Source organism: Aquamicrobium sp. YD-1-mutant5 (assembly GCF_059509755.1).
Genome location: NZ_JCAKKP010000003.1, coordinates 348933 through 363724, shown reverse-complemented (window position 1 = coordinate 363724; position 14792 = coordinate 348933). Strand labels below are relative to the sequence as shown.

14 protein-coding genes are annotated in these 14792 nt (G+C 63.2%); 5 read left to right on the top strand and 9 right to left on the bottom strand.

Annotation, left to right across the window (positions count from 1 at the left end):
* Positions 1–111 precede the first annotated feature (111 nt).
* A complete protein-coding gene (locus AC5XE7_RS06150; protein WP_495365298.1) occupies positions 112–822 on the top strand; it encodes a glutamine amidotransferase in 711 nt (236 codons plus the stop codon).
* Positions 823–912: 90 nt separating this feature from the next.
* On the opposite strand, the gene AC5XE7_RS06145 is transcribed toward AC5XE7_RS06150, so the two are convergent.
* The 6 genes from AC5XE7_RS06145 to AC5XE7_RS06120 form a co-directional block, all read right to left on the bottom strand.
* Complete coding sequence (locus tag AC5XE7_RS06145; protein WP_183824985.1) at positions 913–1494, bottom strand: CarD family transcriptional regulator; 582 nt, start codon at positions 1492–1494, stop codon at positions 913–915.
* A gap of 343 nt (positions 1495–1837) precedes the next feature.
* The gene (fdxA, locus tag AC5XE7_RS06140; protein WP_183824982.1) at positions 1838–2176 is read right to left on the bottom strand and encodes a ferredoxin FdxA; all 339 of its coding nucleotides are present in this window, start codon (positions 2174–2176) and stop codon (positions 1838–1840) included.
* Between the two features lie 151 nt (positions 2177–2327).
* Positions 2328–2708 carry an RNA-binding S4 domain-containing protein gene (locus AC5XE7_RS06135; RefSeq protein ID WP_495365297.1) on the bottom strand — a complete coding sequence of 127 codons (381 nt, stop codon included), beginning with the start codon at positions 2706–2708 and terminating at the stop codon, positions 2328–2330.
* A gap of 22 nt (positions 2709–2730) precedes the next feature.
* Entirely contained in the window at positions 2731–5916 is a 3186-nt protein-coding gene (locus AC5XE7_RS06130) for a helicase-related protein (protein ID WP_495365296.1), read from the bottom strand.
* Positions 5917–6549: 633 nt separating this feature from the next.
* Complete coding sequence (gene phbB / locus AC5XE7_RS06125) at positions 6550–7272, bottom strand: acetoacetyl-CoA reductase (RefSeq protein ID WP_495365295.1); 723 nt, start codon at positions 7270–7272, stop codon at positions 6550–6552.
* A 115-nt stretch (positions 7273–7387) separates the two neighbouring features.
* Complete coding sequence (locus AC5XE7_RS06120; RefSeq protein WP_183824970.1) at positions 7388–8575, bottom strand: acetyl-CoA C-acetyltransferase; 1188 nt, start codon at positions 8573–8575, stop codon at positions 7388–7390.
* A 283-nt stretch (positions 8576–8858) separates the two neighbouring features.
* Between AC5XE7_RS06120 and phaR the strand changes: the two genes are divergently transcribed.
* Complete coding sequence (phaR, locus tag AC5XE7_RS06115) at positions 8859–9461, top strand: polyhydroxyalkanoate synthesis repressor PhaR (RefSeq protein ID WP_495365293.1); 603 nt, start codon at positions 8859–8861, stop codon at positions 9459–9461.
* Positions 9462–9498: 37 nt separating this feature from the next.
* On the opposite strand, the gene AC5XE7_RS06110 is transcribed toward phaR, so the two are convergent.
* Positions 9499–10692 carry a diaminopropionate ammonia-lyase gene (locus AC5XE7_RS06110; RefSeq protein ID WP_495365292.1) on the bottom strand — a complete coding sequence of 398 codons (1194 nt, stop codon included), beginning with the start codon at positions 10690–10692 and terminating at the stop codon, positions 9499–9501.
* Between the two features lie 104 nt (positions 10693–10796).
* Here AC5XE7_RS06110 and AC5XE7_RS06105 point away from each other — a divergent pair, with 104 nt between their 5' ends.
* From AC5XE7_RS06105 to AC5XE7_RS06095, 3 genes are all read left to right on the top strand, one after another.
* Complete coding sequence (locus AC5XE7_RS06105) at positions 10797–11300, top strand: Lrp/AsnC family transcriptional regulator (RefSeq protein ID WP_495365290.1); 504 nt, start codon at positions 10797–10799, stop codon at positions 11298–11300.
* A gap of 41 nt (positions 11301–11341) precedes the next feature.
* Positions 11342–12391 carry a dipeptidase gene (locus tag AC5XE7_RS06100; RefSeq protein WP_495365289.1) on the top strand — a complete coding sequence of 350 codons (1050 nt, stop codon included), beginning with the start codon at positions 11342–11344 and terminating at the stop codon, positions 12389–12391.
* Between the two features lie 125 nt (positions 12392–12516).
* Positions 12517–13374: an RNA polymerase factor sigma-32 gene (locus AC5XE7_RS06095; RefSeq protein ID WP_183824955.1), complete on the top strand. Its 858-nt coding sequence runs from the start codon at positions 12517–12519 to the stop codon at positions 13372–13374.
* Between the two features lie 46 nt (positions 13375–13420).
* On the opposite strand, the gene trmD is transcribed toward AC5XE7_RS06095, so the two are convergent.
* Positions 13421–14107, bottom strand: a complete 687-nt coding sequence (gene trmD, locus AC5XE7_RS06090; protein ID WP_495365286.1) for a tRNA (guanosine(37)-N1)-methyltransferase TrmD — start codon at positions 14105–14107, stop codon at positions 13421–13423.
* A complete protein-coding gene (rimM, locus tag AC5XE7_RS06085; RefSeq protein ID WP_495365284.1) occupies positions 14104–14700 on the bottom strand; it encodes a ribosome maturation factor RimM in 597 nt (198 codons plus the stop codon). The genes trmD and rimM overlap by 4 nt, the downstream gene beginning before the upstream one ends.
* Positions 14701–14792 lie beyond the last annotated feature (92 nt).

Below are 14792 nucleotides of genomic sequence, written 5' to 3'. Positions count from 1 at the left end.
TTTCTCTGCGCGCCGCACTGACGATCTAACCCTTTGTTTTCACGCAATTCCGCTTCGCCCTTTTGATGAAGTCGCTATAATCCGGCAAATCATCTGCTGATTCTGCCCGCTATGCTTGCCAGAACCCGACCGAGAATACTGACAGTCCTGCATCAGGAGACATCGAGCCCCGGCCGCGTCGGGCACATGCTCATGGAGCGCGGCTTCGATCTCGACATCAGACGTCCGCCGCTTGGCGATCCCTTGCCGGACACTCTCGACGGCCATGCCGGAGCGGTGGTGTTCGGCGGGCCGATGAGCGCCAACGATCCCGATGAGTTCGTCAGGCGCGAGACCGACTGGATGCGTGTTCCGCTGAAGGAGGACAAGCCCTTCCTCGGCATCTGCCTCGGCGCGCAGATGCTGGCAAAGCATCTCGGCGGCAAGGTCGAGGGACATGGACGGGGGCTGGTGGAGATCGGCTGGTATCCGATCGAGGCGACCGGCTGTGGACGGCAGCTGCTGCACTGGCCCGACATGGTCTATCAGTTCCACCGCGAGGGCTTCACGCTGCCGTCCGATGCGACGCTGCTGGCCACGGCCGAGACATATCCCAATCAGGCCTTCCGCTATGGCGAGAAGGCTTATGGCATCCAGTTTCACGGCGAGCTGACGCAGGCGATGATGCATCGCTGGGTGGTGCATGGGGCGCAGCGTTTCTCGCTTCCGGGCGCTCAGCCTGGCCGCGACCATCTCGGCGGGCGGCTGATCTGGGACATGCATCTCAGGCGCTGGCTCGGCGAGTTCCTGGAGACGATCTTCGGCCACGCACCGGTGCGGTAAGGCGACTCAAAAGAAAAACCGCGGATCTTGCGACCCGCGGTTTTCAGATTTCAGCCGGCAATGCCCGGAAATGATCGGGGCCGGACAGGATCAGGCGGCTTCTTCCTGCTCGCCTTCCTCATTGTCGGCCTTGGTGCCGCGCTTGGGACCCTTGTTGAGGTTCACCTCGATCAGGCGCACCGCTTCGGTTTCCGACATGCGGTTGACGGCCGCGATCTCGCGGGCCATGCGGTCGAGGGCCGCCTCATAGAGCTGACGCTCGGAGTAGGACTGCTCGGGCTGGTTCTCGGCGCGGTAGAGGTCGCGCACGACTTCCGAGATCGAGATCAGGTCGCCGGAATTGATCTTGGCATCGTATTCCTGCGCGCGGCGCGACCACATGGTGCGCTTGACGCGGGCGCGACCCTGAACGACCTTCAGGGCGCGATCGACATAATCGGTTTCCGAAAGCTTGCGCATGCCGATGGAGGTGGCCTTGGCCACCGGAACCTTCAGCCGCATCTTGTCCTTCTGGAAATCGATGACGAACAATTCCAGCTTGTGCCCTGCGACTTCCTGCTCCTCGATGGTTACGATCTGGCCGACGCCATGGGCTGGATAGACGATGAACTCGCCGCTTTTGAAACCGTGACGCGTGGGAGCAGACTTCTTCTGCGGGGTGCTGGTTGCCATTACGCCATAGACTCCTTGTTGTGGCCGGCGCCACGCCGACCGTACACAGTGGGGCCGGACCAGCCGGCAGATACCGCGCAACAGTGAATTGTCCGGAAGAAAAGCTGAGGGCCGGGACGCTAAACGACCACATGGCCCAGATCGCTCTGGTCCGGACTGGGAGATTCACCTTTCAGTGATTAGGGCGTGTGCGCCATAAATCGACGTTGTGTCACGGGCATGTTGGCCGATGTGTAACACAAAAAGTCGCAAGAATCAAGATTTTGCTGCACACGCTAACGGCAAGCGCCATGAAGGGCAAGCATAGCTGCCATTCTCAAAGGCACGATGAGAAAATAAAGTGCTAGTCGCCGCTGCCGGCTTCAGGAGAAAAATACTTCTCCAGCTTGCCGGTCTGGCCGTCGAATTCCTCGGCTTCGGGAAGCTGATCCTTCTTGGTGGTCAGGTTCGGCCACTTCTCCGCATATTCGGCATTGAGCTGCAGCCACTGATCGAGGCCCGGTTCCGTGTCGGGGCGGATGGCATCGGCCGGACATTCCGGTTCGCACACGCCGCAGTCGATGCACTCGTCGGGATGAATGACGAGCATGTTCTCGCCTTCATAGAAGCAGTCGACCGGACACACTTCGACACAGTCGGTGTATTTGCACTTGATGCAATTGTCGGTGACTACATAAGTCATACGAGGCTCCGGGCGTCCCGTACATGCCAATTTCGGGTCGCATCATCGAGGGGTGAGGTAACGCCTTTGCACCGCGCTTTCAAGCCGAAGCGCATGCGCCATAGCGCCCCTGGCGGAATGGTTTTGCGCCGGCGGTTCTCGCGCCAGCATGTTATTCCCGTCCCAGCAGCCGGTTCGTGATACGGCGTTCCTTCTTGGTGGGACGACCGCTTCCGGCCTCCCGCAGGGGAGCCTGCGCATCCGGAATTTCCGCCTGTGACGGGGCCGGAGACAAGTCCTCGTAAAGGGTTCGGGCTTCAGGTGCCGGGCCGCGGCGCGTGCCGGTGTCGAGCACTTTCCAGACCAGTATGCGACGCTCCAGCGTGATGGTGAGAACGTCGCCCGGCTTCACCAGATCGGAGGCCTGCGATGCTTTGTCGCGATTGATGCGAACGCGTCCGCTGACCGCCAGTTTGGCGGCAAGCGAACGCGATTTCACGACGCGCGAAAAGAACAGCCATTTGTCGAGGCGCTGGCGGCCGGCTGCTGCCATCGTCCGACGCCGGGTCCCGGAGCTACTTCTTGAGCTGCTCGCGCAGGGCGGCGAGCTTGGCAAAGGGCGAATCCGGATCGATGCGCACCGGGCGTTCCTCGCGCTTGCGCGGCTCGAACTTCGGCTTGCCGCCGGATTTGCTGTCCGGCCTCTCGCCTTGCCGTTCGGGGCGATCCGCTCCCGGCTTGCCGCCCTTGCGGTTGCGGTCGAAGCGGCGGTTGTCGCCTTTGTTGCCTTCGCCGCCTTCGCGACGCTCACCACTCCCTTGCTGGCCGCGCCCCTGCTGGCCGCGCTGACCCTGCCGGCCGCCGGGCCGCTGGTTCTGGCGATCGAAGCGGCCCTGACGCCAGATAAGCACCGGCTTCGGCTCTTCGGCCGGCTCCGGAGCCGCTGGCGATGCAGGTTCGGATGGTGCCGGAGCGGCTTCTTCCGTCGTGACGGCGGTTTCTTCGGCAACGGGGGCTGTGGCTTCTTGCGAAGCCTCGGCGGAAGAATCTGGCGCTTCGGCCCGCGCCGGCTGGTCCTGACCGGCCTCGGTGGGCGCTTGTTCATCGGATGCCGGCTGATCGGCTGCTGAAGCATCCACATCGGTCGCCGCAATCTGGTCCTGCGGGACGGCTTCCGTATCCGCAGCTGCGGTCTGCGTCTCAGCAGTGGCTTCTGCCTGTGCTGCGTCCGCTGCCGCCTTTGCTTCGACGGCTTCGCGGGCGGCGGTATCGAAGGCCTCGACCTTTGCCTTCACCTCTTCGGCCGGCTTCGGGTCGGCACGGTAGCCGAGGCCCTTGAGGATTTCCTCCATGTCCTCGGCGGTCGCGCCGAGGATCGACATCATCGGCGGCGTGACCGTGAAGGTGCCGCCATCGAAAGCGCCATCGGGGCGGGGCCCGAGGCCTGGCTTCCAGTTGATAGCGGGGCGGATCAGGTCGGCCAGCCGTTCCAGAATGTCCACGCGCACGGCGCGGCGGCCAAGGCTGCGATAGCCGGCAAGGCGGTAGAAATTACGGTCGAAAGTCTGGTCCACCACGACCGACGTGCGGCCAGTGGCCAGTGCGAGGACGACATCGCCGTAGCCCGGCTTGTCCTTGCCGTCGTTCTGAAGTGCCCACAGCAGCGTCACCAGTCTGGCAGGGGCCGGCTTCAGCAGGGCCGGGACGAAGACATGATATGCGCCGAAGCGCACGCCGAGACGACGCAGGGCCGCGCGGCCATCCTGCTCCAGCGAACGCATGTCCTCGGCAATGTCACGGCGGTTGAGAAGCCCAAGATTCTCCACGAGCTGGAAAGCAATGCCGCGCGCGATGCCGGTGAGCTGATCATTGGCCTTCAGGTCGACCAGCGGCTTCAGCAGGGTTTCGATGTGGAAGGTGACGAAGCGCTCGGCGCGGTTGACAACCTTGTCGCGTGCCGGGCCGGTCAGCTGTTCGTCGGCCAGCAGCACCAGACGCGGGCGCAGAACGTCCTCGCCGGCGACGAGCGTGGCGATGGGCGCGCCGATCCAGCGCAGCACACCGTCATCGCCCAGCGCAATGTCGTTGTTGCCGGAGGCGGCGAAACGCTCTGCGCGGGTTTCGAACTCGGCGGCCAGCGCCTTTTGCGCAGCGGCGCGAACCGCCTTGGCGGCTTCGCCGCCGGCGCTCTGGTCCGCGGTAAAGCGGAACCCCTGCAATTCTCCGACATGGTGCCCTTCGACGAGGACTGTTCCGGAAGGGCTGATTTCTGCTTCGGACATGGTATTTTCTCTGAGGCGGCGCATAAGCACGGAAGTCCTGCGGTCTACGAAGCGTTTCGTCAACCTGTCATGCAGCGCATCCGACAATCTATCCTCGATTTCGCGCGTCTTTTCCTGCCAATGTGCCGGATCGGCAAGCCATCCGGGCCGGTTCGACACGAAAGTCCAGGTGCGGATCTGGGCAATGCGGGCCGAGAGGGTGTCGATGTCGCCCTCGGTGGTGTCGGCGCGGCGCACCTGTTCGGCCATATAATTCTCATCGACATGCCCACGCCGGGCGATGTCCATGTAGATGGACGCGATCAGGTCGGCGTGCTGGGCCGGCGAGATGCGCCGGTAGTCGGGCAGGGCGCAGGCGTCCCACAGCTGCGCCACCCGCTCCGGGCGTGAGGCAAGGGCGCGGATGTCGCCGTCGCGCGCGAGATATTCCAGCGCCTGCGCATCGACGGCCGGCAGCGCGCGCGTCAGCCCTTCAACCGGCGCATTGGTTTCGATCGACCGGCGCAGCGCATCGAGGCTGGCGAAGTCGAAGGCGGCGGTGCGCCATTGCAGCACCTTAACCGGCTCGAAATCGTGGCTCTCGATCTTTTTGACCAGATCGTCGTCGAAAGGATCGACGCGGCCGGTGACGCCGAAGGTGCCGTCGCGCATGTGGCGGCCGGCGCGGCCGGCGATCTGGCCAAGCTCGGCGGCGGTGAGCTGGCGGAACTGGTAGCCGTCGAACTTGCGGTTCTGGGCGAAGGCGACATGGTCTACATCGAGGTTGAGCCCCATGCCGATGGCGTCGGTGGCGACCAGATAATCGACATCGCCGTTCTGGTAGAGCGCCACCTGCGCGTTGCGGGTGCGCGGCGAGAGTGCGCCAAGCACCACGGCCGCGCCGCCCTGCTGGCGGCGGATCAGCTCGGCGATGGCGTAGACCTCATCGGCCGAGAAGGCGACGATCGCCGTGCGCCGGGGCAGGCGGGTGAGCTTTTTGGAACCGGCATAGGCCAGATGCGACAGGCGCGGGCGCGTCACCACCGAAATGCCCCGCAACAGCTTCTGGAGAATGCCCTGCATGGTGGCCGCACCCAGAAGCAGCGTTTCCTGCCGCCCGCGCAGATTGAGGATGCGGTCGGTGAAGATGTGGCCGCGTTCCAGATCGCCGGCCAGCTGCACCTCGTCGATGGCGACGAAAGCCGCATCGGTCTCGCGGGGCATGGCTTCCACGGTGCAGACCGAGTAGCGGGCGCCTGCAGGCTGGATCTTCTCCTCGCCGGTGATCAGCGCCACTTTCGCCGCCCCCACCTTCTCGCACAGCCGTGCATAGACCTCGCGGGCGAGCAGGCGCAGCGGCAGGCCGATGACGCCGCTTTCGTGCGCCACCATGCGCTCGATGGCCAGATGGGTCTTGCCGGTGTTGGTGGGACCGAGCACGGCCGTCACGTCGCGGCCGGACAGGATAAGCGGTTGTTGGGGCTTGGGTTGGATGTTCATCGGCGGGAAAGTCTCTCCGGCCACAGTGCAGCAAGGGACGCCCGAAAGCGCTGGATCGCCTCCGACCCGTCTGACACATAGGCATTTATGCACCGCGGTGAAAGGCGGAAGTTTCAGCACGTCCCTCAGTCGTCGCATCAGAGGCGGCTGGCGGCCCGCGTTAACGGGTGGAACGAGTCTGGAACGAATCGGCGACGAATCGCTGACTCTTGCCGATTCATGGTTCGTTCACGGCTACATATAGGCCTTCAGGTGCGGTCCGGAGCTACATGCTGAATCGCCTTCGGAACAAGACAGCGGCTGTTCTTCACTGTCGTTAAGGTTTGCCGGCCACTTGCATCGCGGTAGCTGGTATCAGAAGGCAATTCATTGAAAAATAAGGAAATTATTAACTTCCCTTAAGAATTTCCAACCGTGCACATGGCCGTTTTCTTAACGATTCGATCAAAGGCGGAACGAAACGGCGACGAATCGCCGACCTGTGAATTTTCCCGTTTCGTTCACCGCTACATGTTGTGTCCCGCACAGCTTATCCACAGGCCTTCCACAGCGGGGTCGCAGCCGGATGCGGAAACGGCGCGGCCATGAAGGCCGCGCCGTTAACTGTTTCGTGCCGTATCGGGACAGGCAGTCTCAGGCGAGGTACTGCCCGCCATTGGCCGTCAGCGTCGAGCCGGTGATGAAACCGGCATCGTCGGAAGCGAGGAAGAGCACGCAGCGCGCGATCTCCTCGGCTTCGCCCAGCCGTCCGACCGGGATCTGGGCAATGATGGACTCGCGCACCTTCTCCGGCACGGCCATCACCATGTCGGTGGCGATGTAGCCGGGGCAGATGGCGTTGACCGTGATGCCGGCGCGGGCGCCTTCCTGCGCAAGCGCCTTGGTGAAGCCGATATCGCCGGCCTTGGCCGCCGAATAGTTGGCCTGCCCCATCTGGCCCTTCTGCCCGTTGATCGAGGAGATGGTGATGATGCGGCCAAACTTGCGGTCACGCATTCCCGTCCACAGCGGATGCGTCATGTTGAAGACGCCGCTGAGATTGGTGCCGATCACTTCGTTCCACTGCTCGCGCGTCATCTTGTGGAACATGGCATCGCGGGTGATGCCGGCATTGTTGACCAGAACCGAGACGGGGCCGAGATCCGCTTCCACCTGAGCGATTCCTGCAGCGCAGGCATCGTAATCGGCCACGGACCATTTGTAGACCGGGATGCCGGTTTCCTCGTTGAAGATGCGGGCGGCGTCATCATTGCCGGCATAGTTGGCCGCAACATTGTAGCCCGCATCCTTCAACGCCCTGGCGATGGCGGCACCGATGCCCCGTGTCCCACCGGTGACAATAGCTGTTCTGCTCATGCTGGTGATTCTCCATTATCAGGGCAGTCCGCCGCAGCCGAGCAGGAGATTGAGGCGTTATGGTGCCTTAACAGCTTGCCCTTGCGGTCGTTCTGCCCTGTCCTCCCATTGTTGCCTAGTTCAGCCCCTCGAGACACATGGCAACGCCCATGCCGCCGCCGATGCACAGCGTGGCCAGACCCTTCTTCGCATTGCGGCGCTTCATCTCGTAAACAAGGGTGTTGAGGATGCGGGCACCCGAAGCGCCGATCGGGTGACCGATGGCGATGGCGCCACCATTGACGTTGACGATTTCCGGATTCCAGCCAAGCGACTTGTTGACGGCACAGGCCTGCGCGGCGAAGGCTTCGTTGGCCTCGACGAGGTCGAGATCGCCGACGGACCAGCCGGCCTTTTCCAGCGCTTTCCGGGAAGCCGGGATCGGTCCGGTGCCCATCACCGCCGGGTCGACGCCGGCCGTTGCCCAGGAAGCGATGCGCGCGATCGGGGTGAGGCCGCGGCGCTGAGCCTCTTCTTCGCTCATCAGCAGCACGCCGGCGGCGCCGTCATTGATTCCGGAAGCGTTGGCGGCGGTCACGGTGCCTTCCTTGTCGAAGGCGGGCTTCAGCTTCTGCATGGCCTCGATGGTGGCGCCGTGGCGGATATATTCGTCATCTTCGACGATGGTGTCGCCCTTGCGGCCCTTCACCGTTACCGAAACGATCTCGTCCTTGAACTTGCCGGCCTTCTGCGCGGCTTCGGCCTTGTTCTGCGATGCGAGCGCGAACTGGTCCTGCTCGTCACGGGAAATCTGGAACTCGCGCGCCACGTTCTCGGCTGTGATGCCCATGTGGTAGCCGTTGAAGGCATCCCACAGGCCGTCCTTGATCATAGTGTCGATCATCTTGTAGTCGCCCATCTTCACGCCGTTGCGCAGATGCTGGGCGTGGGGCGAGAGCGACATGGATTCCTGTCCGCCTGCGATCACGACGCGGGCGTCGCCCGTGGCGATCTGCTGCATGCCGAGCGCAACCGAGCGCAGGCCCGAGCCGCAAACCTGGTTCATGCCCCAGGCCGAGGTTTCTTTGGGAATGCCGGCCAGCATGGATGCCTGACGGGCGGGGTTCTGGCCCTGCGCCGCGGTGAGCACCTGACCGAGGATGACCTCGTCCACCTCCGCCGCGTCGACGCCTGCGCGCGCCAGCAATTCCCTGATGACGATGGCGCCAAGCTCATGCGCCGGCATGTTTGCGAAGGATCCGCTGAAGGAGCCGACCGGTGTGCGGGCGGCGCTGACGATGACGATGGAATTGGAAGACGACATTGTTTTCTCCGGACTTTGCAGAACTGCACTCGGCGGTGTCATGACTTTTGTTGCCCTTTCCGAAAGACGAGTCAAATCCGAAAAAGTCGCGGCGAAGTGACCTGCGGTAAGTCGGCTCAGCAATGCTGCGCAGCATTTTGCAGGTGACAGGAACATGCCTGCCGTTCCGCACTGCACAAAATCTGTTGGAGTCGGTGCCGTTTTGGGCCTATCCTGTTGCAAAGCAATGCAAATGGTAAGTTCATGCTTACCAATTCGACAAAGCTGTTCGGGGAGGACGCTGGTGGCTGCGAAAGACGATAGTGTGATCATCAAGAAATACGCCAACCGTCGGCTCTACAATACGGGAACCAGCACCTATGTGACGCTGGAAGATCTCGCCGCCATGGTGAAGCGCGGCGAGGATTTTACAGTTCAGGACGCCAAGAGCGGCGACGACATCACCCATTCCGTGCTCACCCAGATCATCTTCGAGCTGGAAAACAAGGACGGGCAGAACATGCTGCCGATCCCATTTCTGCGCCAGCTCATCGCCTTCTATGGCGATCAGATGCAGATGATCGTGCCGTCATTTCTCGAACAGTCGATGATGGCCTTCTCCAAGGAGCAGGAACGGTTTCGCGAGCAGATGAAGGATGCGCTGCCGAAATCGCCCATGGACATGATGAAGATGCCACTGCCGATGAAGGCGCTGGAAGAGCAGACGCGACGCAACATGGAGATGTTCCAGAACGCGATGCGCATGTTCACGCCGTTTCCCGCCGGCGCGGCGCCGAAGCAGGGCGACGGCGAGCCGCAGAAGGAAACGGGCGAGCGCGATGGCGACCTTCAGGATCTGAAGGAGCAGATTGCCGCGATGCAGCGCAAGCTCGACACGCTGTCCTGAGCGACAGACCGCGCTGCCGGATGCCGGCCCGAAATCTTCAGGCGATTTCGGCCACATCCTCCGGCGCCATGCCGACAATGGCCTCGTAACGGCCCTTGTCGGTGGCGGTTTCCGTGTTGATCGCCAGAACGCGCGCGTTCTCGTCCAGACCCAGCATTTTTCTCCCTTCAGGGTCCGATGCCGCGCGGATCAGCCCGGCGAGCCCGGCACAGCCGCTTTCACCGGCGACGATGGCGGGATCCGGGGCCGTCGGCCGGGCAAGGCGGAGCATGGTCGCTGCCGCATTGTCCTCGTCCACGGTCATGAAGGCGTCGGCCTTGCGCGACAGTATCCGCCACGCCACCAGCGACGGCTCGTAGCACTCCAGCATCGCCATGATGGTCGGCTCCCCATGCGGGGTTTTGACCAGTCGCCCGGTGCGCGCACTTTCATGAATGCAGGCCGCGCGGGCTGGCTCGACAACGATGAGTCTGGGACGATCCGCTCCGAAAACGATGGCGAAATGTCCGGCGAGGGCTGCCGCCAGCCCGCCGACGCCGGCCTGTACGAAAACATGCGTCGGCCTTTGCGGCAATGCTTCCAGCACTTCGCCGAGCATGGCGGTATAACCCTGCATGACCAGCGAGGGGATGCGCTCATAGCCCGGCCATGAGGTGTCGGAGACAACGCTCCAGCCGTTTTGCTCACAGACACGGGCGGCCTCTGCAACGGAATCGTCATAGGTGCCTTCAACGCGTATTATCTCGGCGCCACAGGCAGCGATTGCTGCCACCCGCTCGTCGCTGACGCCGGCATGCACGAAGATCGCGGCGCGGGCGCCCACCATGCGCGCGCCCATGGCGACGGACTTGCCGTGGTTGCCGTCGGTCGCGCAACCGAAGGTCATCTGCCGCGCGATCTCGCGCACCTGCGATGAATTGAGATCCGCGATGTCTTGGGGATGGCCTCGCCTGCGGCCCGCCTCCTCCAGCACCAGCCGGATGACGGCATAGGAGCCGCCAAGTGCCTTGAAGCTGCCGAGGCCGAGCCGGAAGCCTTCATCCTTGAGGAAAATGGCTGCGATCCCGAGTTCTCCGGCGAGGCCGTCGAGCCGGTGCAGCGGCGTTTGCCTGTAGTCGGGGCGACAGGACAGGAAGCGCTGCACCTCCCGGGCGGCTTCCATTCCAAGAGTGGTGGAATCCGCAGGGTCCAGCGCCGCATTATAGCCGGGAAGTGTGTTCAGGGTGATCATGGTCTCATCTCTCTTTGCGTGATGAGATTTTATCGCGGATGAAGACTGGATTTTCCTCGATTTGACCGCCAGAATGCAAAAAACTCTCGATTTTGGTGGCTTTGATGCCTGAATCCGAGCGGGATGGCCTCGACAGTTTCGATCTTGCGATCCTCCATATTCTGCAGCGGGACAACACGACCGCTCACCGCATCATCGGTGAACGGATCGGCCTGTCGGCGGCGGCCGTGCATCGCAGGGTGCGCCGCATGCATGAGAACGGGGTCATCACCGGCAATTTCGCCGTCGTCGATCCGGGACGCGTCGGCCAGCCGATCACCATCGTGGTGGAGGTCGAGATCGAAAGCGAGCGGCTCGATCTGCTTGATGCGGCCCGGCGCAGCTTCGCCGCCGATCGGTCTGTGCAACAGTGCTACTATGTGACCGGCGAAGCGGATTTCGTGCTGATTGTCACAGTCGCCTCCATGGCTGACTATGAGGCGCTGACGCGGCGGCTGTTCTTCGAGAACCACAATGTCAGGCGCTTCCGTACCCTCGTGGTCATGGACAGGATCAAGGCGGGGCTGGCGGTCCAGTTGCCGGAGCGGCCGCAAAGGCGAATCAGATAGGCTTTTTCTCAGACAATCACCTTCCCAAGGATGCGACAGACGTGACAGACCTTATCCCGGTTTTCGATGGCCACAATGATACGCTGATGAAACTCTACCAGTCCGCCGAGCCGGACAAGGAGAAGCTTTTCGTCAAAGGCAGTCCCTCCAGCTGGCATATCGATCTGCCACGTGCCCGCAAGGGCGGGCTTGCAGGCGGCATGTTCGCCATCTTTCCGCCGCCGCTGGAGGACGCGCCGATGCGTACCACCGCACCCGCAACCAACGAGCCGATGGCGCCCGAACTTAGCCGCGCCGATGCGATTGTGTCGACCACGGGCATGGCCTCGATTTTGCTGCGTCTCGAACGGTCAGGTGCGCTGAGCGTGTGCCGCAGCGCCGCCGACATCAGGCGCGCGATGGCTGCTGGCTCTCTGGCCACCGTCTTCCATATCGAAGGCGCGGAGGCGATCGATACCGGTCTTGCCGAACTCGACGTGCTTCATGCGGCAGGCTTGCGCTCGCTCGGCATCGTCTGGAGCCGGCCCAACGCATTTGGCCATGGCGTGCCGTTCCGCCTGAACTCGACGCCGGACACCGGTCCCGGTCTCACCGATGCCGGCAAGGCGCTGGTGCGTGCCTGCAACGAGCTGGGGATCATGATCGATCTGTCGCATCTCAACGAAAAAGGGTTTCGCGACGTCGCCTCCCTTAGCACCGCGCCGCTGGTCGCCACCCATTCCAACGTGCATGCACTCTGTCCCCATGCGCGCAACCTGACCGAATGGCAGCTTGGCGCCATTCGCGACAGCAACGGCATGGTCGGACTGAATTTCGCCACCGGCTTCCTGCGTGAAGATGGCCGGATGGACCCCAACACCGGCCTTGAGGTGATGGTTCGCCACATCGATGCCCTGATAGAGGCACTGGGAGAGGACCGCGTCGGCTTCGGGTCCGACTTCGACGGGGCCACGATCCCCGCCGCCATCGGTGACGTTTCGGGACTTCCGCATCTCATCACTGCATTGCTCGAAAAGGGCTATGGGCGCGAGCTGGTCGAGAAGATCGCCTGGAAGAACTGGGTGGCTGGCCTGGAGCGCAGCATAGGATAGTCAAGTCCAATTGATTTCAGGGCGGGAACAATTTCCGCCCACATCACGTTAAGGCTGCGGTTCCGTACATGTCCGCAGCTTCATGCGGCATGCGGCAAAGGTCGTTCGAATGCCGGAATATCGTGATGATTCAAAACAGCCTTGAACGTAAATTCATTCGCCTGGCCATGACCGCGCCCTATCTGGAGCGCGATGAAGAGCAGGAACTGGCGCAGAACTGGCGCGATCACGGAGATCAGGAAGCGCTGAACCGCATGACGATGGCGCATATGCGTCTCGTCATCTCCATGGCCGGCAAGTTCCGCAATTACGGCCTCCCCATCGGGGACCTCATTCAGGAAGGCCATGTAGGGCTGCTTGAGGCGGCGGCAAGGTTCGAGCCGGAACGTGAGGTACGATTTTCCACCTATGCAACATGGTGGATCAGGGCTTCGATGCAGGATTATATCCTGCGCAACTGGTCGATCGTGCGCGGTGGCACCAGTTCGGCGCAAAAGGCCTTGTTCTTCAACCTGCGGCGGCTGCGTGCGCGGCTTGCGGCTGGCTCCGACACGCTTTCCAGCGCCTCGATCTACGAGGAAATAGCCACGGCCCTCGGCGTGCAGACCGCCGACGTCGCCACCATGGATTCACGCCTGTCAGCACCCGACAGCTCGCTCAACGCCCCGCTTTCGGGAGAGTCGGATTCCATGGAACGCATGGACTTTCTGGTCAGCGACGCTCCGCTGCCGGATGAAGTGGCGTCCGAGGCTATCGACGTGGAGCGGCGTAACGGCTGGCTCAAGGATGCGCTCGGTGCACTGAATCCGCGGGAGCTGCGCATCATCGAGGAGCGGCGGCTGAAGGATGACGGCGCAACGCTTGCCGAACTTGGCGATGTGCTGGGCATCTCCAAGGAGCGCGTGCGCCAGCTCGAAGCCCGCGCCATGGAGAAGCTGAAGGTGGCGCTGGTGGCGCGCAATCCGGAGTTCATGGCTGCCTGAACAGGGCTACCTGAAAGGGCGGCGTCCTTCAAAAGCAAGCGGCCGGTCAGTTGCCGGAAAGCAGGTCAGGCCGTCTTTCGCGCGTCAGCTTTTCGGCCTCGGCACGACGCCATGCGGCGATCTTCGCGTGGTTGCCCGAGGTCAGCACCTCGGGGATCGTGCGGCCCTCGAATTCCTGCGGGCGCGTATAGTGCGGATGCTCCAGCAGGCCGCCTTCAAAACTTTCCTCTTCGCCGGACAGCTCATTGCCCATGACGCCCGGCAGCAGGCGCACGACGGCGTCGAGCAGCACCAGCGCCGCCGGTTCGCCGCCTGAGAGGATGTAGTCGCCGATCGAGACCTCCTCCAGTTGCCGGCTCTCGATCAGCCGCTGGTCGACGCCTTCGAACCGCCCGCACAGGATGACGGCGCCGGGGCCGGCGGAAAGTTCGCGTACACGCGCCTGCGTCAGCGGGCGCCCCCGTGGGCTCATCAGCAGGCGCGGGCGCGGGTCGGATGGCGGGGCCGCGTGGTCGATGGCTCGGGCCAGCACGTCGGCGCGCATCACCATGCCGGCGCCGCCGCCTGCCGGTGTGTCGTCCACCGTGCGGTGGCGGTCGGTGGCGAAATCGCGGATCTGCACCGCTTCCAGAGACCATGTGCCGGCTTCAAGCGCCCGTCCGGCAAGCGACAGGCCGAGCGCGCCCGGAAACATCTCGGGATAAAGTGTGAGGACGGAGGCAGAAAAGCTCACCGGTTGCCCCCGGCGCTTTTCGGCCCGGGCGGCCGGTCCGTGCTGGAGGGTTCACCATTGGGCGCATCCTCATCATCGTCGCCGGCCAGTCCGGCCGCGACCGGGTCGATGCGGATGAAGCCGCCGGCGACCGACACTTCCGGCACGGCTGCCTGCGTGAACGGGATCAACACGCCTTTGCGGCCGCCGATCATCAGGTCGAGTATGTCGCCGCCGCCGAAATTCTGCACCGCCAGCACCTTGCCCAGCGTTGCGCCGGTCTCGTCGCGCACGGCCAGCCCCATCAGGTCCGCATGGTAGAACTCGTCATCTTCCTCCGGCTCGGGCAGCATGGAACGTTCGATGAACAGCTCGGTGCCGGTCAGCGCTTCGGCCGCGTTGCGGTCCTTCACTTCGGCGAACCGCACCACGGCCATATTGCCGGCCGGCCTGATGCTGAGGATCTCGAAGCTGCGTCCATCCTGCGTGTAGAGCGGGCCATAATCGCCCAGCGCCTCGGGATCGCCGGTGTAGGTCTTGACACGCAGCTCCCCCTTGATGCCGTGCGGGGCGCCGATCACGGCCATCTGGACGGGGTTTTCGAGCCTGGTCATCGAACTGATCCTTGCAATGATCTGCCTGTCCTAGTTTCAGGACGCCTGCTTTTCAAGCAAGCTTCACCGCTTCCTAACCGTATGCGCGCATC

Excerpts from the sequence above, each read along its gene's own strand:
- AC5XE7_RS06150 (WP_495365298.1), top strand. The coding sequence starts at position 112 with ATGCTTGCCAGAACCCGACCGAGAATACTGACAGTCCTGCATCAGGAG.
- AC5XE7_RS06145 (WP_183824985.1), bottom strand. The coding sequence starts at position 1,494 with ATGGCAACCAGCACCCCGCAGAAGAAGTCTGCTCCCACGCGTCACGGT.
- fdxA (WP_183824982.1), bottom strand. The coding sequence starts at position 2,176 with ATGACTTATGTAGTCACCGACAATTGCATCAAGTGCAAATACACCGAC.
- AC5XE7_RS06135 (WP_495365297.1), bottom strand. The coding sequence starts at position 2,708 with ATGGCAGCAGCCGGCCGCCAGCGCCTCGACAAATGGCTGTTCTTTTCG.
- AC5XE7_RS06130 (WP_495365296.1), bottom strand. The coding sequence starts at position 5,916 with ATGAACATCCAACCCAAGCCCCAACAACCGCTTATCCTGTCCGGCCGC.
- phbB (WP_495365295.1), bottom strand. The coding sequence starts at position 7,272 with ATGAGCAGAACAGCTATTGTCACCGGTGGGACACGGGGCATCGGTGCC.
- AC5XE7_RS06120 (WP_183824970.1), bottom strand. The coding sequence starts at position 8,575 with ATGTCGTCTTCCAATTCCATCGTCATCGTCAGCGCCGCCCGCACACCG.
- AC5XE7_RS06110 (WP_495365292.1), bottom strand. The coding sequence starts at position 10,692 with ATGATCACCCTGAACACACTTCCCGGCTATAATGCGGCGCTGGACCCT.
- AC5XE7_RS06105 (WP_495365290.1), top strand. The coding sequence starts at position 10,797 with ATGCCTGAATCCGAGCGGGATGGCCTCGACAGTTTCGATCTTGCGATC.
- AC5XE7_RS06095 (WP_183824955.1), top strand. The coding sequence starts at position 12,517 with ATGATTCAAAACAGCCTTGAACGTAAATTCATTCGCCTGGCCATGACC.
- rimM (WP_495365284.1), bottom strand. The coding sequence starts at position 14,700 with ATGACCAGGCTCGAAAACCCCGTCCAGATGGCCGTGATCGGCGCCCCG.